This window comes from Ideonella sp. (genome assembly GCF_036277275.1).
In the GTDB taxonomy this organism is placed as follows: Bacteria; Pseudomonadota; Gammaproteobacteria; order Burkholderiales; family Burkholderiaceae_C; genus Ideonella.
On sequence record NZ_DASUNH010000146.1, the window covers coordinates 1 to 19,392 of the forward strand.

The 19,392-nt window shown below is 66.8% G+C and carries 17 protein-coding genes and 1 pseudogene; 8 read left to right on the plus strand and 10 right to left on the minus strand.

Going from position 1 to position 19,392, the window contains the following annotated elements; translation table 11 throughout:
- Nucleotides 1-172: 172 nt before the first annotated feature.
- Entirely contained in the window at nucleotides 173-1,045 is an 873-nt protein-coding gene (locus tag VFY73_RS25340; RefSeq protein WP_329724107.1) for a helix-turn-helix domain-containing protein, read from the minus strand.
- Between the two features lie 112 nt (nucleotides 1,046-1,157).
- Here VFY73_RS25340 and VFY73_RS25345 point away from each other — a divergent pair, with 112 nt between their 5' ends.
- Nucleotides 1,158-2,597: a cytochrome P450 gene (locus tag VFY73_RS25345; RefSeq protein WP_329724109.1), complete on the plus strand. Its 1,440-nt coding sequence runs from the start codon at nucleotides 1,158-1,160 to the stop codon at nucleotides 2,595-2,597.
- On the opposite strand, the gene VFY73_RS25350 is transcribed toward VFY73_RS25345, so the two are convergent.
- On the minus strand, nucleotides 2,588-3,070 hold the full coding sequence (locus tag VFY73_RS25350; RefSeq protein WP_329724111.1) for a hypothetical protein: 483 nt from the start codon (nucleotides 3,068-3,070) through the stop codon (nucleotides 2,588-2,590). The genes VFY73_RS25345 and VFY73_RS25350 overlap by 10 nt on opposite strands.
- 111 nt (nucleotides 3,071-3,181) lie before the next feature.
- On the opposite strand from VFY73_RS25350, the gene VFY73_RS25355 reads away from it, so the two are divergent.
- Together VFY73_RS25355 and VFY73_RS25360 are read left to right on the plus strand one after the other, a co-directional pair.
- A complete protein-coding gene (locus VFY73_RS25355; protein WP_329724113.1) occupies nucleotides 3,182-5,113 on the plus strand; it encodes an NAD(P)-binding protein in 1,932 nt (643 codons plus the stop codon).
- A 33-nt stretch (nucleotides 5,114-5,146) separates the two neighbouring features.
- Entirely contained in the window at nucleotides 5,147-6,052 is a 906-nt protein-coding gene (locus VFY73_RS25360; protein ID WP_329724115.1) for a MipA/OmpV family protein, read from the plus strand.
- A gap of 71 nt (nucleotides 6,053-6,123) precedes the next feature.
- Here VFY73_RS25360 and gltA read toward each other — a convergent pair whose 3' ends face one another.
- The 7 genes from gltA to VFY73_RS25395 form a co-directional block, all read right to left on the minus strand.
- Complete coding sequence (gltA, locus tag VFY73_RS25365; protein WP_329724117.1) at nucleotides 6,124-7,434, minus strand: citrate synthase; 1,311 nt, start codon at nucleotides 7,432-7,434, stop codon at nucleotides 6,124-6,126.
- Nucleotides 7,435-7,487: 53 nt separating this feature from the next.
- Nucleotides 7,488-7,754: a succinate dehydrogenase assembly factor 2 gene (locus VFY73_RS25370; protein ID WP_414654530.1), complete on the minus strand. Its 267-nt coding sequence runs from the start codon at nucleotides 7,752-7,754 to the stop codon at nucleotides 7,488-7,490.
- Nucleotides 7,755-7,831: 77 nt separating this feature from the next.
- Nucleotides 7,832-8,539: a succinate dehydrogenase iron-sulfur subunit gene (locus tag VFY73_RS25375; protein ID WP_329724119.1), complete on the minus strand. Its 708-nt coding sequence runs from the start codon at nucleotides 8,537-8,539 to the stop codon at nucleotides 7,832-7,834.
- Nucleotides 8,540-8,698: 159 nt separating this feature from the next.
- Entirely contained in the window at nucleotides 8,699-10,405 is a 1,707-nt protein-coding gene (sdhA, locus tag VFY73_RS25380; RefSeq protein ID WP_329724139.1) for a succinate dehydrogenase flavoprotein subunit, read from the minus strand.
- 65 nt (nucleotides 10,406-10,470) lie between these two features.
- Nucleotides 10,471-10,833, minus strand: coding sequence for a succinate dehydrogenase, hydrophobic membrane anchor protein (gene sdhD / locus VFY73_RS25385; protein WP_329724121.1), 363 nt, complete (start codon nucleotides 10,831-10,833; stop codon nucleotides 10,471-10,473).
- Between the two features lie 22 nt (nucleotides 10,834-10,855).
- The gene (gene sdhC / locus VFY73_RS25390) at nucleotides 10,856-11,311 is read right to left on the minus strand and encodes a succinate dehydrogenase, cytochrome b556 subunit (RefSeq protein ID WP_329724123.1); all 456 of its coding nucleotides are present in this window, start codon (nucleotides 11,309-11,311) and stop codon (nucleotides 10,856-10,858) included.
- Nucleotides 11,312-11,469: 158 nt separating this feature from the next.
- On the minus strand, nucleotides 11,470-12,240 hold the full coding sequence (locus tag VFY73_RS25395) for a GntR family transcriptional regulator (RefSeq protein ID WP_329724125.1): 771 nt from the start codon (nucleotides 12,238-12,240) through the stop codon (nucleotides 11,470-11,472).
- Nucleotides 12,241-12,447: 207 nt separating this feature from the next.
- Between VFY73_RS25395 and VFY73_RS25400 the strand changes: the two genes are divergently transcribed.
- The 5 genes from VFY73_RS25400 (at nucleotide 12,448) to acnB (ending at nucleotide 18,877) form a co-directional block, all read left to right on the plus strand.
- Nucleotides 12,448-13,434 (plus strand): malate dehydrogenase, encoded by a 987-nt coding sequence (locus VFY73_RS25400; RefSeq protein WP_329724127.1) that lies wholly within the window; start codon nucleotides 12,448-12,450, stop codon nucleotides 13,432-13,434.
- 77 nt (nucleotides 13,435-13,511) lie between these two features.
- The gene (gene tam / locus VFY73_RS25405; RefSeq protein WP_329724129.1) at nucleotides 13,512-14,291 is read left to right on the plus strand and encodes a trans-aconitate 2-methyltransferase; all 780 of its coding nucleotides are present in this window, start codon (nucleotides 13,512-13,514) and stop codon (nucleotides 14,289-14,291) included.
- Nucleotides 14,292-14,315: 24 nt separating this feature from the next.
- On the plus strand, nucleotides 14,316-15,341 hold the full coding sequence (locus VFY73_RS25410) for an HpcH/HpaI aldolase/citrate lyase family protein (RefSeq protein WP_329724131.1): 1,026 nt from the start codon (nucleotides 14,316-14,318) through the stop codon (nucleotides 15,339-15,341).
- Nucleotides 15,342-15,455: 114 nt separating this feature from the next.
- A complete protein-coding gene (locus VFY73_RS25415) occupies nucleotides 15,456-16,010 on the plus strand; it encodes a hypothetical protein (RefSeq protein WP_329724133.1) in 555 nt (184 codons plus the stop codon).
- Nucleotides 16,011-16,273: 263 nt separating this feature from the next.
- Nucleotides 16,274-18,877 carry a bifunctional aconitate hydratase 2/2-methylisocitrate dehydratase gene (gene acnB / locus VFY73_RS25420; RefSeq protein ID WP_329724134.1) on the plus strand — a complete coding sequence of 868 codons (2,604 nt, stop codon included), beginning with the start codon at nucleotides 16,274-16,276 and terminating at the stop codon, nucleotides 18,875-18,877.
- 75 nt (nucleotides 18,878-18,952) lie between these two features.
- Here the strand turns inward: acnB and VFY73_RS25425 are convergent.
- Nucleotides 18,953-19,392: pseudogene (locus tag VFY73_RS25425) on the minus strand (hypothetical protein); the annotation flags it as partial.

A 19,392-nucleotide genomic window follows, 5' to 3' on the forward strand; every position in this document is an offset into this window, starting at 1 on the left:
CTTGATCAACTCGGCTTCTTGCTCTTCACTGAGGACGACGACCGGGGCAACTCGCAATTGCTCGCTCCAATGCAGACCGAAGTAGACCATTGGAGCGGTAAAGCTAATTTAAGTTCGATCAAGAATCGAACACTACACTAGGGGCGGCCCGTCGTTGCCGGGAGCCTGGGGCTCAGGTCCACAGTCGATAGGCCCAGAACGATTCGTTCTCGGCAATGAGGCGGTACAGCTCGGCCGGGCTGAAGCCGGTCACCCGCCGCGTCTCGCGGCACAGGTGTGACTGGTCGGAGTAGCCGCCGCTCGCGGCCACCGCCGCCCAGTCCGGCTGCCCGGAAGCTGCCACGTCGAGGAACGCCTGCTCGGCGCGCGCGATGCCGCGCAGCTCGCGCATCGACTGGCCAGCCCATTGCTTGATGCGCCGCTCCATCTGGCGCAAGCTGCGGCCAGGGTGTGAGGTCGCCGCCCGCAGTGCCAGGCCCTGGGCCCAATCTCCGTAGCGGTGGCCTGCCAGCGCCATGTGCGGACGAGCCGCCTGCCAGCGCGGATCGAGAAAGTCCTCGATCAGCCGGACGCGGGCGTCGTCGTCCGCTGCGGCTTGGACCGCTTCGCACATCGCGATCCAGTCCGGCGGCAGCACCTGGGCCGCATCGTCGAAGCGGTCGACCCAATGGTCCGCTTCGAGCCCCACCAGATGGTGCATTGCGTCGGGCAACAACAGCAGCATCATGCCGTGCGTCGGGCCCGGGTTGCGCCACAGCGTGGGCCCGCGGTAAGGGCCGCCGAACACGAAGCGCCCCGGCATGCGCACCACCGGCCCTTGCGGCTCGCCGAACGGCAGCATCTGGGCTTCGCCCTCGAACCACCAGCTGAGCGTGCACAGCGGCGAGGCGGGAAAGTAGCTCAGGCGTTGTGCGTCGCTGAGGGCCACGCCGCAGGTGTTGCGCCCCATCACGCCGCGCACGCAGGCGCTGAGCGACACGCGCGGCAGCCACAGGCGATTGACGGCCGTCGACAAGGCCGGCGCTGCTGCAGTATCGAGAGGCATACAGGCAGTGTAGAGGCCTTGCTCGGGCGGATCGGGCGCACCGACCACAATGCCCCCGCGGTGTCGAAATCGTTCAAGACGGTCTCTTGCCGACAGGTTCACACTTCGGCGCATGAACCTCGCCACCACGACCGCCGAGAACCCCCAAGCCACCACCGCCGCCCGCCCTGCCGATGGCAAACCGCCCGGTCCTCGTCGGCGCTGGTGGGGCCTGCCGCTGCTGCGCGAGATGAAGGCCGATTACCTGGGTTTCACGGACGGTCTGCACCGCGAGCACGGCGATATCACCTTCATGCACATCGGGCCCGAGAGGGCCTACGACCTGTTCACACCGGAGCTGGTGCGCGAAGCGCTGGTCGACCATGCCGACGCGATGATCCGTTGGCAGCGTGGCATCGAGATCTTCGAGCAGGTCTTCGGCCAGAGCGTGCTGGTGACCGAAGGTGCGACCTGGCAGCGCCAGCGCCGCATGCTGCAGCCGGCGTTCTCACCCAAGCGCGTGGCCGGCTATGCCGCGTTGATGCGTGACGCCGCGTTGGACGCGCTGGACCAGGCCGTGCCCGCCGGTCAGGCCCAGGGCCTGGTCGAGATGGATGCGCTGTGGACCAAGGTCGCGATGGACGTGATCATGCGCACGCTGTTCACCAGCCGGGCGTCGCGCGACGCGCGCGATGCAGCCGACGCGACGCAGGTGCTGTCGGAGGCGGCGATACGCGAGATGTTCTGGCCGATGACCTTGCCCGACTGGCTGCCGCTGCCCGGCAAGGCAAAGAAGCGCCGCGCGCTGAAGGCGCTGCGTGGTCTGGTGGGGCGGCACATTGCGGCGCGGCGCACCGAATCGGCCGACACACCCCGCGACGATCTGCTCGCCCACTTGCTGGCGCTGCGCGACGAGGGCACGAACGCCGCCCTGTCGGACCAAGAGGTGTTCGACCAGTGCATGGTCAGCTTCCAGGCGGGCCACGAAACCTCGGCCACCGCGCTGCTGTGGTGGAGCCGCCTGATGGCCGAACACCCCGAGGCCGCCCGCCGCGCACAACAGGAGGTCGACGCCGTACTGGGCTCGCGCGAACCCGGTGCCGAAGACCTGCCGGCACTGCCCTGGCTGACCGCCACACTGAAGGAAGCCATGCGGCTGTACCCGCCGATCGCCGCGGTGATGACGCGGCGCACGACGCGTGACATCACGCTCGGCGGTTGGACCATCCAGAGCGGGGCGATGCTGCGCATCACGCCGTGGGTGCTGCAGCGCGATCCGCGGTCGTTCAGCGAACCGGCCCGCTTCCTGCCCGAACGTTTCCTGCCCGATGCGCCCCCGCCGCCGCGCGGAGCGTGGATGCCCTTCGGCAGCGGGCCGCGGGTGTGCATCGGCCAGCACTTCGCGATGCTGGAGATGACGCTGGTAGCGGCGCTGCTGCTGCAGCGTTACACCCTGGCACTGCCACCGGGCGCAAGTCCTGTCGAGCCGGTGATGAACGTGACGCTGCGGCCACGTGGTGGCGTGCGGTTGCTGCTGACGCGTCGCCCGGGCTTTAGGAGCGGTCACGAGTAGCGCGCATCCAGGTTGGAGACGTGGTTGACGAAGATGCGTCGCACGCGCTCGGTATCTTCGGCGGCCGACACCACCGCCACGCCACCCTGGTGGAAGGTCGAGCCGACCCAGGCATACCCGGTGCGCACCATGATCGCCCAGCGCTGCAGGTCTTCGATCGCCCGTTCGACCTTGGGCTCGCCGAGCGACGGGCCACCATGCGCATGCACCACCAGGTCGCCCTGCCAGTGGGCGGGGATCGCCATGCGGTAGAACGCGCCGGCGCTGTCCCGGCCGCCGAGGCAGCGGGTGCCTTCGGGCAGGCCGGCAGGGCAATCGACCGATTGCGGCGCCGCTTCGGCAGGCCATGAGGCGGCGGCCACCGCGGGCACGCTCGGCCCGCTCGGTGACGTGCCCGCGCAGCCGGCCGGGGCCGCCGATGACGCCAGCGCCGTCAACCATGAGAGCGGACGGAGCGGTGTCGAACGGTGCATTTGGATATCCCCTGCCGGCTCACGCGGCCATGCCATGATCGAGCCTGGTTTTGGACGCCACATCCGTAATCGCCGCAACGGCGCGAGCCCCGGCGACACCAGCCCTACCCGATGCCATTGCCCGAGATCACGCGCCGCGACTTTCTCAACGGCGTTGCGCTGGCCGCCGCGCCCCTTGCCGCAGCCGCCGCCCCCGAGGCGGACCCCGTCGCGCTGCGCAGCGGTCTGCAAGGCCAGACCGACGAGGTCAATGCCCACGCGCACGCCTGGCGCGACGACCCAACGCACTTTCGCGACGTCGCGGCCGAGGTCGACCCCGACATCGAAGACCTGGTCGTCGTCGGCGCAGGCTTGAGTGGCCTGGCCGGCGCGCACCTGTTTCGCCAGCATGCCGGACGGCCGGTGCGCATGCTGCTGCTCGATGCGCTCGACGACATCGGGGGCCATGCGCGGCGCAACGAGTTCGTCTCGCGCTCTGGCGTCAAGCTGATCGGTTATGGCGGCTCACAGTCGCTCGACTCGCCGGGCCTGTTTTCACCCGCGGCGGCGGGCCTGTTGAAGGACCTCGGCATCGAGCTCGAACGCTTCAGGACCGAGTTCTTCGACAAGGGCTGGTCCGAGCGACACGGCCTGACACTGCTGGGCCTGTTCTTCGGCCGCGAGGCCTGGGGCGACGACCGGCTGGTGCGCCACGGCAAGGCAGAGGCCGCAGCGGACTGGCTGGCGCGCACCCCGCTGCCGCCCGCGGCGCAGGCCAGCCTCGCCGCGCTGTTCGGCGCACCGCGTGATGTGCTGCCGCAGCTGAAGACAGCTGCTGCGCGCCGCAGCGCGCTGGCCGGCATGAGCTACCGGGACTTCCTGTCGAAGGCCTGGCAGGTCGATCCGACGGTGCTGCGCTTCTTCCAGGGCGACACGCAGGGCTATTTCGGCGTAGGCATCGACGCGACGACCGCGCTCGATGCCTGGGCCGCCGGCCTGCCGGGCTTCGAAGGGCTTGCCCTGGGCGAAGGCGTCGACGCCCGCATGTCGCCCAGCGGCCGCCAGCTGATGGCAAGCCAGGATGACTACATCTACCACTTCCCGGACGGCAACGCCGGCGTGGCGCGCGCGCTGGTCAGATCGCTGATTCCGTCCGCCCTGCCCGGCACCGGGATGGAGGCGCTGGTCGATGCCACGCTGCAACGCGCCCGGCTGGATGCACCAGATGAACCGGTACGCATCCGCCTCGGCGCCACGGTCGTCGGCCTGCGCCACCTGGGACCACCGAAGCAGGCCGAACGGGTCGAACTGCGCTATGTTGACGCGCAGGGCCGCGTACGCATCGTCCGCGCACGCCAGGTGCTGCTGGCCTGCTGGCACCGGGTGATTGCGCGCCTGACCGACGAGTTGCCGAAGGCGCAGGTCGACGCGCTGAACGACCAGGTCAAGACACCATTGCTCTACACCACCGTGCTGCTGAACAACTGGCGCGCCTGGCAGAAGGCAGGGCTGCACGGCTTCAACGTGGTCGATGGCTTCTGGGGCGATGTCGCGCTGGACTTTCCGGTCAGCATGGGCTCGCAGCGCTATTCACAATCGCCGGACGAGCCGATCCTGCTGCACCTGGGCAAGGTGGTCGTGCCGGGCAACGGTGCACCGGCGCGAGCTCAGGCGTCGCAGGGCCGCGCGATGCTGCAGGGCTGGCGCTTCGACTTCCTCGAGCAGCAGGTCCGCACGCTGCTGCAAGGCGCTCTCGGTGAGTTCGGCTTCGATGCAGCGCGCGATATCGAAGCCATCACCGTGAACCGCTGGGCCCATGGCTACACCTATGAATACATGCGCCCCTGGGACCGCTACTGGCCGCAAGGCCCCTTGCCCTGCGAGCGTGCGCGCCGCGGCTGGGGCCGGGTGGCGATTGCCAATGCCGACGCCGGGGCCTACGCCTATGCCCACAGCGCGATCGACCAGGCCACCCGCGCAGTAGAGGAACTGCTGCCGAACGCGCAGTTGCCTGCGTGGCACCGCGTCCCCGGGCCCAGCCCGGTGCGCATCGGCCTGGCCTGAGATCCGACCTCTTTCGAACTCCACGCCTCTTCCATGACCACACCGCGAAAACTCTCAACTCACCCCTGCGCCGGCCTAGCCCTCACCCTGGCCGGTCTGGGGGCGGCAACCGCCCAGACCACCACGCCCACCACGACCGAAGTGGCGGCACCCGACGCCGACGGCAACATTCCCGGTGTGGCCCCGCCGCTGTGGACCGCGGGGCTGTTCATGGTCGCCGCCGATCACCCGGTCTACCCGGGCGCGGAGCGCCGTGCCCAGAGCGCCACCGTGCTGCCGTTCATCACCTGGCGCGGCCCGATCTTCCGTGTCGAAAGTGGTTCGGCCGGCCTGCGCGCATTGCGCACACCGCGGGCGGAGCTGGACTTCAGCGCCGCGGCCTCCTTCGGCTCCGATGGCCGCGACAGCGGCGCGCGCGAGGGCATGCCGGCAATCGGCACGCTGGTGGAGATCGGCCCCAGCTTGCGCATCAACCTGGGCGAGTTGAGAGACGATGGCAAGCGCCCGCCCTTGCGGCTGGACCTGCCGTTGCGCGCCGTGTTCGATGCCGACCGCGACCTCGAATTCGCCGGTGCGTCCTTCGAGCCGCGGGTGACCTGGCGCTTGCCGGGTGTCGCCGGTTGGAACCCATCGGTCTACGGCGGCTTGATGTTTGGCAACCGTGCGTTGAACCAGATGTACTACGGAGTGGAGCCGATCTACGCCACCGAGACCCGGCCCGCCTATGAGGCGCATTCAGGCTTGGTGGCCACGCGCCTGGGCACGTCGTGGGCCCGCATGCTGGGTCGCGATTGGCGCCTTGCGCTGCACGCCAGTGTCGAGACCGTGAAAGGCTCGGCGAACCGCGACAGCCCGCTGATAGGCCGCACGGTGGACCACACGCTGGCGATCTCGCTGACCTGGACCGCGTTCCGATCGGAAGAGCGCGGCGTCGAGTAGGCACCCGCGCGAGCCGCCATGAAAAAAGGCCACCGAGGTGGCCCTTGTCGTTGGCGCGGGCGCCGTCGTGATCAGCGCTGGGCCAGCGGCTTCACGTCGCGCGGGGCGGCGCCGACATAGAGCTGGCGCGGGCGGCCGATCTTGTACTCGGGGTCGCCGATCATCTCGTTCAGCTGGGCGATCCAGCCGACGGTGCGGGCCAACGCGAAGATCGCGGTGAACAGCGGCACGGGGATGCCGATCGCGCGCTGCACGATGCCCGAGTAGAAGTCGACGTTCGGGTAGAGCTTGCGGGCGACGAAGTATTCGTCTTCCAGCGCGATCTTCTCCAGCTCCATCGCCAGCTTGAACAGCGGGTCGTTCTGCAGGCCGAGCGCGTTCAGCACCTCGTGGCAGGTCTCGCGCATCAGCTTGGCGCGCGGGTCGTAGTTCTTGTAGACGCGGTGGCCGAAGCCCATCAGCTTGACGCCGGAGTTCTTGTCCTTGACCTTGGCCACGAACTCGCCGATACGCGCGACGCCGCCTTGCTTCTGAATGTCGCCCAGCATGTTCAGCGCCGCTTCATTGGCGCCGCCGTGAGCCGGGCCCCACAGGCAGGCCACGCCGGCCGCAATCGCCGCGAACGGGTTGGTGCCCGACGAGCCGCACAGGCGCACGGTCGAGGTCGAGGCGTTCTGCTCGTGGTCGGCGTGCAGCGTGAAGATGCGGTCCATCGCACGCACCAGCACGTCGTTCGGCTTGTACTCCTCGCACGGCGTGGCGAACATCATGCGCATGAAGTTGCCGGCGTACGTGAGGTCGTTCTTCGGATAGATGTAGGGCTGGCCGATCGTGTACTTGTAGGCCATCGCCACGAGCGTCGGCATCTTCGCAATCAGGCGGATCGCGGCGATCTCGCGGTGCTCGGGGTTATTGATGTCGGTGCTGTCGTGATAGAAGGCCGACAGCGCGCCGACCAGGCCGGTCATCACGGCCATCGGGTGCGCATCGCGGCGGAAACCACGCAGGAAGAACTGCATCTGCTCGTTGACCATCGTGTGGTTGGTCACGCGGCTGGTGAAGTCCTGCTTCTGGGTCGCGTTCGGCAGGTCTCCGTACAGCAGCAGGTAGCAGGTCTCGAGGAAGTCGCAGTTCACCGCGAGCTGCTCGATCGGGTAGCCGCGGTACAGCAGCTCACCCTTGTCGCCATCGATGTAGGTGATGGTCGAGTTGCATGACGCGGTGGACAGGAAGCCCGGGTCGTAGGTGAACTTGCCGGTCTGGCCGTAGAGCTTGCGGATGTCGATCACATCGGGCCCGATCGAGCCCTTGTAGATCGGCAGGTCCATGGTGGGGCTGCCGTCAGAGAACGACAGGGTGGCTTTCACGTCGGACGGGGTCATCGTCGGTTCCTTTCGAGCAAATTCTTCTACAGCGGCGCTGGCACTCCCCGGCTTCAGCCGGGTTCCCGCATCAAGGCCAGCACTTCTTTCACATCAGGACGGTCCAGCTCGCCTTCGGGTTCTTTGCGCGCGAGCAGCAGGTCCAGCAAATCGTTGTCTGAGAGGTCCATCAGGCCCTGCAGCCCATGCACCTGGTCGAGCGTCAAGCCGGCCTCGTGGCGGCGAAAGAAGCGTTCGACGAACAGGTCGTTTTCGAGCAGGCCGCGCCGGCAGCGCCACTTGAGGCGACTGACCGTGGTGGGGTCAACCGAACCAAGCAGCAGCCGCGGATCCGGCTCTGCCGGTCCGCTGGGTGCGCCCCCCTGGGGGGGAGGCGCCGAAGGCGCTTCGGGGGGGGTCATACAGCGCGGCGGACCATCAATTCCTTGATCTTGCCGATCGCCTTGGTCGGGTTCAGGCCCTTCGGGCAAACGTCGACACAGTTCATGATCGTGTGGCAGCGGAACAGGCGGTACGGGTCTTCCAGATTGTCCAGGCGCTCACTGGTGGCTTCGTCGCGGCTGTCGGCGATGAAGCGGTAGGCCTGCAACAGACCGGCCGGCCCGACGAACTTGTCCGGGTTCCACCAGAAGCTGGGGCAGCTGGTCGAGCAGCTCGCGCACAGGATGCACTCGTACAAGCCGTCGAGTTCCTCGCGCTCCTCAGGCGACTGCAGGCGCTCTTTCTCGGGCGGCGGCGTGTCGTTGACGAGGTAGGGCTTGATCGAGTGGTACTGCTGGAAGAACTGCGTCATGTCGACGATCAGGTCGCGCACCACCGGCAGACCCGGCAGCGGGCGCAGCACGATCTTGCCCGGCAGCGTGCGCATGTTGGTCAGGCACGCGAGGCCGTTCTTGCCATTGATGTTCATCGCGTCCGAGCCGCACACGCCTTCGCGGCACGAGCGGCGGAACGACAGCGTCGGATCGACCGCCTTCAGCTTGACCAGCGCGTCCAGCAGCATGCGCTCATGTCCATCGAGCTCGACCTCGATGGTCTGCATGTAGGGCTTGGCGTCCTTGTCCGGGTCGTACCGGTAGATCTCAAACGTACGTTTTTCAGTCACTTCAGCCCCTCGTTCGTCAAATACACCGACCGATCCCCTGAGGGGGCGAGCGGGGACGTGAATCGGCCAGTGGCCGAATCACGCCAGCTCGCAGCCGGCTCGGAAGCGGCCCAGCGCTCGGCCGGCAGCTCCGTTGTGATGTTGCGGTTGGTCATGTCCTTAGAAGGTACGGACCTTGGGCGGCACGGATTCAACCGTCAGCGGTGTCAGCTTGACCGGCTTGTAGTCCAGGCGGTTGCCTTCCGAGTACCACAGCGTGTGCTTCATCCAGTTCGTGTCGTCGCGGCTCGGATAGTCGTTGTGGGCGTGGGCGCCACGGCTTTCGGGGCGGGCCGCGGCCGAGACCATCGTGGCCTGCGCGGCCTCGATCAGGTTCTCGACCTCCAGCGCCTCGACGCGCGCGGTGTTGAACACCTTGGAGTTGTCCTTCAGGCCGATCGACTTGACGCGTTCGGCGACCTGCTTGATCTTGGCCACACCCTCGTCCATGACCGCCTGGGTGCGGAAGACGCCGGCATGCTTTTGCATCGTCGCGCGGATGTCGCCTGCGACGTCCTGCGCGTACTCGCCGTTCTTGTTGCCATCCAGGCGCGCCAGCCGGGCCAGCGTGCGGTCGGCCGCGTCGGCCGGCAGCGGCTTGTGGTTCTTGGTCTTCAGCGCCGTCTCGACGATGTGGTTGCCGGCCGCGCGGCCGAACACCACGAGGTCGAGCAACGAGTTGGTGCCCAGGCGGTTCGCGCCGTGGACACTGACGCAGGAGCATTCGCCCACCGCGTACAGGCCGTTGATCACGCTGTTCGGTTCACCGTTCTTCGGCACCACCACCTGACCGTGGATGTTGGTCGGGATGCCGCCCATCTGGTAATGGATGGTCGGCACCACGGGAATCGGCTCCTTCGTGATGTCGACGTTGGCGAAGTTGTGGCCGATCTCGAACACCGAGGGCAGACGCTTCATGATCGTCTCTGCCCCCAGGTGGGTCATGTCGAGCAGCACGTAGTCCTTGTTCGGACCGCAGCCTCGGCCTTCCTTGATTTCCTGGTCCATCGAGCGCGAGACGAAGTCGCGCGGCGCCAGATCTTTCAGCGTCGGGGCGTAACGCTCCATGAAGCGTTCGCCGTTGCTGTTGCGCAGGATCGCGCCTTCGCCGCGGCAGCCCTCGGTCAGCAGCACGCCCGCGCCGGCCACGCCGGTCGGGTGGAACTGCCAGAACTCCATGTCTTCCAGCGGGATGCCGGCACGCGCCGCCATGCCCAGGCCGTCACCGGTGTTGATGAAGGCATTGGTCGACGCTGCGTAGATGCGGCCGGCGCCACCGGTGGCCATCAGCACCGTCTTGGCTTCGAGGATGTGCAGCTCGCCGGTTTCCATCTCCAGTGCGGTGACGCCGACGCAGTCGCCTTCGGCGTCGCGGATCAGGTCCAGCGCCATCCACTCGACGAAGAAGTTGGTGCGCGCCTTGACGTTCTGCTGGTACAGCGTGTGCAACAGCGCGTGGCCGGTGCGGTCGGCCGCGGCGCAGGCGCGCTGCACCGGTTTCTCGCCGTAGTTGGCGGTGTGGCCGCCGAACGGGCGCTGGTAGATCGTGCCGTCGGGGTTGCGGTCGAACGGCATGCCGAAGTGCTCGAGTTCGTAGACGACCTTCGGCGCTTCGCGGCACATGAACTCGATCGCGTCCTGGTCACCCAGCCAGTCCGAGCCCTTGACGGTATCGAAGAAGTGGTAGTGCCAGTTGTCTTCGCTCATGTTGCCGAGCGAGGCGCCGATGCCGCCTTGCGCGGCCACGGTGTGCGAGCGGGTCGGGAAGACCTTGGACAGCACGGCCACGTTCAGGCCGGCCAGCGACAGCTGCAGCGACGCGCGCATGCCGGAGCCACCGGCACCGACGATGACCACATCGAACTTGCGTTTGGAAATCGAGGCGGCCACGTTCACAGTCTCCACAACACTTGAATCGCCCAGCCGGCGCAGCCGACCAGCCACACGATGGTGAACACCTGCAGCGACAGGCGCAGGCCCACCGGCTTGATGTAGTCCATCCAGATGTCGCGCATGCCGACCCAGGCGTGGTACAGCAGCGAGACGATGACGACGAAGGTAAAGACCTTCATCCACTGGCGGGAAAAGATGCCCGCCCATTTTTCGTAGCCCATCGGGCCGCCGATCAGGATCTGCAACAGCAGAGCGACCGTGAACAGCGCCATCAGGACGGCGGTGACGCGCTGCGCCAGCCAGTCACGAAAGCCGTAGTGCGCGCCGACGACCAGGCGCTTGGAACCGTGTTTGATTGCCATGGGTGAATCCTTCGTGGCCGTGTCAGAACAGGCCGAACAGCTTGGCGCCGAGCAGCGCCGTCAACACCACGCTGATCACCAGCGTCGCGACGGCCGAGCTCTTGCCTTGGGCGAGCGAGACGCTGTGCGTCATGTCCATCCACAGGTGGCGCACGCCAGCGACGAAGTGGTGCAGGTAGCTCCAGATCAGGCCCAGCGTGACCAGTTTGACGAACCATGCGGGCAGGAAGCCCAGGCCGGCCAGGAAGGCGCTGCGGAACGACTCGTAAGAGATCTCTGAGGTGATGCTGACGTCGAACAGCCAGATCACGAAGGGCATCAGCAGGAACAGCACGAAGCCGCTGATGCGGTGCAGGATCGAGACGATGCCGGCAGCCGGTAGTCGGTAATTCGGGAGATCCGTCAACGCGTTGATGTTGCGGAATTCCGGGCGCTTGGCCGACGGTGAAGGCGGCGTTCCGGGCAGCGTATTGGCCATGTCGGGGTCCTTGGTGTGGCGCTCTTGTCGTTCGAGAAGAAGTCCGGGATCCGTGTGATCAGCGCTTGCGCGTAATCGCAGTGAAACCGATCGATTCTATTGCAGCGCAGCAAGCTTTCGCCGGGCTTGCCGAGGGTCTCCCAGCTCCTTGCGTGACATCAACTCAGCTCGTTGCGGTAGTAATGCGAAGTGGTGTTGTACAGGCCGCGGCGCAGCTCGACCGGCTTGTCGCCGTAGGTGTGCGACAGCCGCTCGACGCTCAGCAGCGGCGCACCCGGCGCCACGTGCAGCAGCTCGGCGGTCACCTCGTCGGCGGCCACCGCGCGGATTTTTTCCTCGGCGCGGATCATGCGCACGCCGAACTCGGTCTCGAACAGGCCGTACATCGGCCCGGCGTACTGCGCCAGCCGCTCGGCCGTCAGGCCCTTGAACAGATTGGCGGGCAGCCAGATCTCATCCAGCACCACAGGGGCGCGGTTGCGCCACAGCGTGCGGCGTACCAACAGCGCCGGCTCGCCCGCCTTCAAGGCCAGCGAGCGCGCCACTTCGGCCGGCGCGCGCATGCGGCGGCAGTCGAGAAAGTGGCGCTCCATGCCAGATGGCGGCCCCTCGTCGGGCGCCAGCCGCAGGAAGCGGTACTGGATCTGCTCTTCGGCATGGGTCGCGACGAAAGTGCCCTTGCCTTGCCTGCGCACCAGCAGGTTCTCGGTAGCCAGCTCGTCGATGGCCTTTCGCACCGTGCCCTGGCTGACACGAAAGCGCCCGGCCAGCTCCAGCTCGCTCGGGATCGCCTCGCCCGGCTTCCACTCGCCACCCTGCAGACTCTTCAGCAACAGCGCCTTGATCTGTTGGTACAGTGGGCTGAAAGCCGGCCCGGCAGGCAGCGCGGGGCTGTCGGCGTCGGAAGGAGGCGGCAGGTCAACGGGCATGGTGGCGCGATTGCAGCACAGGCGTGCGCCTGGCGTCCATGAGAACTGTGTCTTATATAAGACATAAGAATACCAGAATCCAAGGGTCAACCCGAGGCCCACACGGCTACACTTGCGGCTTCGGCTCGCGCGCGACCTTCCTCTTTTTCTTGGCCGCCGGCGCACCCGACCCAGGATTCACTTCCCTTCCCTTCGGAGACCCTCACCATGAGCAAGAAGCCCGTCCGCGTGGCTGTGACCGGCGCCGCCGGCCAGATCGGTTATGCCCTGCTGTTCCGCATCGCCTCGGGCGAAATGCTGGGCAAGGACCAGCCCGTCATCCTGCAGCTGCTGGAGATCCCCGACGAAAAGGCCCAGAAGGCGCTCAAGGGCGTGATGATGGAGCTGGAAGACTGCGCCTTCCCGCTGCTGGCCGGGATGGAAGCCCACAGCGACCCGATGACCGCGTTCAAGGACACCGACTACGCGCTGCTGGTCGGCTCGCGCCCCCGCGGCCCGGGCATGGAACGCGCCGAGCTGCTGTCGATCAACGGCGCCATCTTCACCGCCCAGGGCAAGGCCCTGAACGCCGTGGCGTCGCGCAACGTCAAGGTGCTGGTGGTCGGCAACCCGGCCAACACCAACGCCTACATCGCGATGAAGGCCGCGCCGGACCTGCCGCGCAAGAACTTCACCGCGATGCTGCGCCTGGACCACAACCGCGCACTGAGCCAGGTCGCCGCCAAGACCGGCAAGCCGGTCGCGTCGATCAAGCAGCTGGCCGTCTGGGGCAACCACTCGCCCACGATGTACGCCGACTACCGCTTCGCCACCATCGACGGCGCCTCGGTCAAGGACATGATCAACGACCAGGTCTGGAACAAGGACGTGTTCCTGCCGACCGTCGGCAAGCGCGGCGCCGCGATCATCGAAGCGCGTGGCCTGTCGTCGGCTGCCTCGGCCGCCAACGCCGCGATCGACCACATGCGCGACTGGGCCCTGGGCAGCAACGGCGGCTGGGTCACGATGGGCGTGCCCAGCAACGGCGAATACGGCATCCCGAAGGACGTGATGTTCGGCTTCCCGGTCACGACCGAGAACGGCGAGTACAAGATCGTCGAAGGCCTGCCGATCGATGCGTTCTCGCAAGAGTGCATCAACAAGACGCTGGCCGAGCTGCAGGGCGAGCAAGAAGGCGTCAAGCACCTGCTCTGAACGCAGCGCTGAACGCAAGCTGATCGAAGGCCGGTGGATTCGTCCCCCGGCCTTTTTTCCTTTTGGCAGGAGCCCCGATGAGTGACTGGAACCCCAACCTCTATCGGCAGTTCGAAGACGAGCGCACCCGCCCCGCACGAGAGTTGCTGGCACGCGTGCCTCTGACCGCGACACGCCGTGTCTACGATCTCGGCTGCGGCCCCGGCAACTCGACCGAGTTGCTGGTCGAACGCTTCCCCGGCGCCGAGGTGATCGGCACCGACAACTCGCCGGCGATGCTGGCCGATGCGCAAAAACGCCTGCCGCGCCAGAACTTCCAGCTCAGTGACATCGCTGGCTGGGCTCCCCAGGGCCAGGCGCCAGACGTGGTCTATGCCAACGCCTCGCTGCAATGGCTGGGCGACCACGCGACGCTGATTCCGCGCCTGTTCGCCACCTTGGCACCCGGCGGTGTGCTCGCGGTGCAGATGCCGGACAACCTGGCCGAGCCTTCGCACAAACTGATGCGCGAAGTGGCCGGCGCAGCGCCCTGGGCCGCCACCATCGGCGGCGCCGGTGCCGTGCGCAGCCAGCTGCTGGAAGCCGGCCAGTACTACGACCTGCTGGCGCGCGACGCCGCACAGGTCGACGTTTGGCACACGGTCTACCGCCACCCAATGGCCTCCGCCCACGCGATCGTGCAGTGGCTGCGCAGCACCGGGCTGCGGCCGTTCCTCGACCCGCTGGACGCGTCGCGGCAGCAAAGCTTCCTGGCCGAGTACGAAAGGCGCATCGACGCCGCCTACCCGGCCCGTGCCGACGGCCAGCGTTTGTTGGCCTTCCCGCGCCTGTTCATCGTGGCGCAGCGAAAATCCTGAGTCCTTCCCCGCCTGGACCACGCCATGAGCCGCCCTGATCTCGTGCACCCCCGCGACGCCTTGTTCGACGCCGGTGATCTGCTGCCCGAACTGCCCGTCTGCGACCACTATGCCGGAGTCGAAGTGCGCATGCGCAAGGCGCTGGCGCTGCAGGCCGAACTCGGCCCGGCCTTCGACGTGACGCTGGACATCGAAGACGGCGCGCCAGTGGGCGGCGAGGTCGAGCACGCGCACCTGATTGCCGAGCTGCTGACGGGCGACCTGAACCAGTTCGGCCGCGTCGGCGTGCGCCTGCCGCAAACGACCCACCCAGCGTTTGCCGACACGGCACGCGAGATCGTCGAGCGCGCAGGTGCGCGAACCGCCTACCTGATGCTGCCCAAGATCGACAGCGCAGCCGAGCTGCAGGCCGCCGCCGCCGAGATCGATCGCCTGAGCGACCAAGCCGGCCTGGCGCGGCGCATCCCTTTGCACGCGCTGATCGAAACCCACGGCGGGCTGCGCGAAGTGCAGGCATTGGCGGCGCACCCGCGCATCGAGTCGCTGTCGTTCGGATTGATGGACTTCGTCTCGGCGCACCGCGGCGCGATACCTCAGTCGGCGATGAGCGCGCAAGGCCAGTTCGAGCATCCGTTGGTGCTGCGCGCCAAGCTGGAGATCGCCGCCGCCTGCCACGGCCACGCCAAGGTGCCTTCACACTGTGTGGTGACCGAGTTCAAGGACGAGGCCGCACTGCAGGCCGCGGCCGAGCGCGCATCGCGTCAGCTGGGCTATCTGCGCATGTGGAGCATCCACCCCGACCAGATCCGCCCGATCATCGACGCCTTTGCGCCCAGCGTCGCGGAGGTCGACCAGGCGATCGAGATCATCATGGCGGCGCGGACCGCGAACTGGGCGCCGATCCGCCACGGCCACCGCGGCCGCGAGCAACTGCACGACCGTGCCAGCTACCGCTACTTCTGGCAGGTGCTGCAACGCGCACACCGCACCTCGTTCGCTGGTGGGCCTCAATTGCCTGCAGAAGTGCGACTGGAGTTCTTCGACGCGTGACTTAGTGCGCAGTGCACTGATGCCAGACCCTCGGCGGAAACGTTCGGTCACCCCTGCCACTGAATGGAACCGGACAATGCCGCCCGTTGTCCCCGTTCCCCGGAGTTCTGACCCATGCCCCGTTCATTGAACCGCACCCTGTCCTTCGTGCTGGCCGCCGCCTGGCTGGCCGGCACCGCAGCCGTCGCCCAAGCCCAAGCCACGGCACCGGCGGCCAAACCTGCAGCGCCCGCGGCCAAGGCCGCGGCACCCGCTGCCAAGCCTGCCAAGAAGCCGGCCAAGGCCGCCCCGAAGGCACCGCCGCCCGAAGTGCCGCCGCCGGCCGCTGACGCCGAGCAACTGAAGGCTGCCGCGATGACGCACATCGGCGACTACCAGTGCGAGATGAACCAGGCCGTCGAGGTGACCACGAACCCGAAGTACGACGGCTACGTCGACGTGTCTTTCAAGAAATTGAAATACACGATGAAGCCGGTGCTGTCGTCGACCGGGGCACTGCGCCTGGAAGACGTCAAGGGCCAGACGCTGATGCTGCAGATCGCCCACAAGTCGATGCTGATGGATGTGAAGGCCGGCCAGCGACTGGTGGACGAGTGCATGCACGAGAAGCAGGCCGCGGCCAAGAAGGCCGCAGAAGGCCAGGCCCCCCAGGGGCTGATGAGCAACTGAGCGTCGCCCCGCCCTCTGGACCGAGAAAGCCCGGCGTCGCCGGGCTTTTTTCTTGACCGCGCGGCGCGTGGGCCCGCCCGGCCGCGCCGCCCGACCCTCAGCGCAGATCGGGCGCGGGGCGGCCGCCCTTGCAGCGAAGCCCGTCTGCGGGAGAATCAGCGGCTTCCGGCCTGCCCACGCGCCGGCTCGGGCCTTGGCAAGTCTTATATAAGATATAAAATAGCGTAGAAACCCTCGCCCCGTTCTTTCAGGAGAGCCCCGCCATGCTGCAAGCCTATCGCCAACATGCCGCCGAACGCGCCGCCCTCGGCATCCCGCCGCTGCCGCTCGACGCCAAGCAGACCGCCGACGTCATCGAGTTGATCAAGAACCCGCCGGCGGGCGAGGAAGCTTTCCTGCTGGATCTGTTGACCCACCGCGTGCCGCCGGGCGTCGACGACGCTGCCAAGGTCAAGGCCAGCTTCCTCGCCGCGGTCGCGCATGGCGACATCAAGGTCGGCCTGATCAGCAAGGCCAAGGCCACCGAGTTGCTCGGCACGATGGTCGGCGGCTACAACGTTCACCCGCTGATCGAGCTGCTGGACGACGCCGAAGTGGCCGGCGTCGCAGCCACCGCGCTGAAGAAGACGCTGCTGATGTTCGACTTCTTCAACGACGTCGCCGAGAAGGCCAAGGCCGGCAACACCAAGGCGAAGGAAGTCATCCAGAGCTGGGCCGACGCCGAGTGGTTCACCTCGCGCCACGAAGTCGACAAGAAGATCACCGCCACCGTGTTCAAGGTGCCCGGTGAAACCAACACCGACGACCTCTCGCCCGCACCCGATGCCTGGAGCCGCCCGGACATCCCGCTGCACTACCTGGCGATGCTGAAGAACACCCGCGAGGGCGCTGCCTTCAAGCCGGAAGAAGACGGCAAGCGCGGCCCGATGCAGTTCATCGAGGACCTGAAGAAGAAGGGCCACGTCGTCGCCTATGTGGGCGACGTCGTGGGCACCGGTTCGTCGCGCAAGAGCGCCACCAACTCGGTCATCTGGGCCACCGGTGAGGACATCCCGTTCGTGCCGAACAAGCGCTTCGGCGGCGTCACGCTGGGCGGCAAGATCGCGCCGATCTTCTTCAACACGCAAGAAGATTCGGGCTCGCTGCCGATCGAGGTCGACGTGTCCAAGCTTGAGATGGGCGACGTGATCGACATCCTGCCGTACGACGGCAAGATCGTGAAGAACGGCGAGACCGTTGCCGAGTTCAAGCTCAAGAGCGACGTACTGTTCGACGAGGTGCGCGCCGGCGGCCGCATCAACCTGATCATCGGCCGCTCGCTGACCACCAAGGCCCGCGAGTTCCTCGGCCTGCCCGCCTCGACGACATTCCGCCTGCCCAAAGCGCCGGTCGACACCGGCAAGGGCTACACGCTGGCACAGAAGATGGTCGGCCGAGCCTGTGGACTGCCGGTCGAGAACGGGCAGCAAAAGGGCATCCGCCCGGGCACGTATTGCGAGCCGAAGATGACCACCGTGGGTTCGCAAGACACCACCGGCCCGATGACCCGCGACGAGCTGAAGGACCTGGCCTGCCTGGGCTTCAGCGCCGACCTGGTGATGCAGAGCTTTTGCCACACCGCGGCCTACCCCAAGCCGGTCGACGTGAAGACGCACCGCGAGCTGCCGACCTTCATCAGCAACCGCGGCGGCGTTTCATTGCGCCCGGGCGACGGCATCATCCACAGCTGGCTGAACCGTCTGCTGCTGCCCGACACCGTGGGCACCGGCGGCGACTCGCACACCCGCTTCCCGATCGGCATCTCATTCCCGGCCGGCTCCGGCCTGGTCGCCTTTGGCGCCGCCACCGGCGTGATGCCGCTGGACATGCCGGAATCGGTGCTGGTGCGCTTCAAGGGCCAGATGCAGCCGGGCGTCACGCTGCGTGACCTGGTGCATGCGATCCCCTACTACGCGATCAAGGCCGGCCTGTTGACCGTCGCCAAGCAAGGCAAGAAGAACATCTTCTCGGGCCGCATCCTCGAGATCGAGGGTCTGCCGGACCTGAAGATCGAGCAGGCCTTCGAGCTGAGCGATGCGTCCGCCGAACGCTCGGCCGCCGGCTGCACCGTCAAGCTGAACCCGGAACCGATCAAGGAATACCTCACCAGCAACATCGTGCTGATGAAGAACATGATCGCCGACGGCTACCAAGACAAACGCACGCTGGAGCGCCGCATCAAGGCTGTCGAGGCCTGGCTGGCCAAGCCCGAGTTGATGCACGCCGATGCCGACGCCGAGTACGCCGCCGTGATCGAGATCGACCTGAACGAGCTGAAGGAGCCAGTGCTGTGCTGCCCGAACGACCCGGACGACGCCAAGCTGCTGTCCGACGTCGCCGGCACCAAGATAGACGAGGCCTTCATCGGGTCGTGCATGACCAACATCGGCCACTTCCGCGCGGCGGCCAAGTTGCTTGGTGGCCAACGCGACATCCCGGTCAAGCTGTGGGTCGCGCCGCCGACCAAGATGGACGAGAGCGAGCTGATCAAGGAAGGCCACTACGCCGCGTTCGGCACGGCCGGTGCCCGCACCGAGATGCCGGGCTGCTCGCTGTGCATGGGCAATCAGGCGCAGGTGCGTGAAGGCGCAACGGTCATCTCGACCTCGACCCGCAACTTCCCCAACCGCCTGGGCAAGAACTCGAACGTGTTCCTCGCCTCGGCCGAACTGGCCGCGATCGCATCGAAGCTGGGCCGCATCCCGACCGTGGCCGAGTACCAGGCCGAGATGGGCATCGTGACCAAGGAGTCGGCCAGCATCTACCGCTACATGAACTTCGATCAGATCGAAGAGTATGCGGACACTGCGAAGACAGTGACGGTCTGAACGACCTCTCCCAAGACAAGCGGCCTGTCAGGCAACTGGCAGGCCGTTTTGCCTCATTGGTGGAGCGGAATTCGACTACTTCCCTGCCTTGATCGCCTTCTCGTCGTCTTCCTTATAGCGACGGTTGCCACAGTTGTCGAGCCAGTTGATCCGCTCGTCCTCGTAGGCCTGCTGATCATCGACCAACTGCTTGCTGCGAGCGTTCCATGAATCGGCGCGTTCTTGCTGCGCCTTCACGCGAACGTTCAGCTTGGCCACCGTGTCGTCGGCGCCGGCACCAGTCGTTTGCAGCTGAGCATGCTCCGCCTTGAGGTCGGCGTCCTCTTTCTTGAGCGCCGCCGCTTCCTTCTCGAGGTTGCGCCGGGTTCGGTCGGCCGCAGGCCCGCTGCCGCCCGAGCGATCGAAATCGAACTGCCGCTCTTGATGGTCCTTCACGCGCGCGGTGAAGTCGTTCATGCGGGCATTGAAGGCATCGACCTTCGCGTTGTTGTTCATCGACGGCAGGGTCTGCTGAG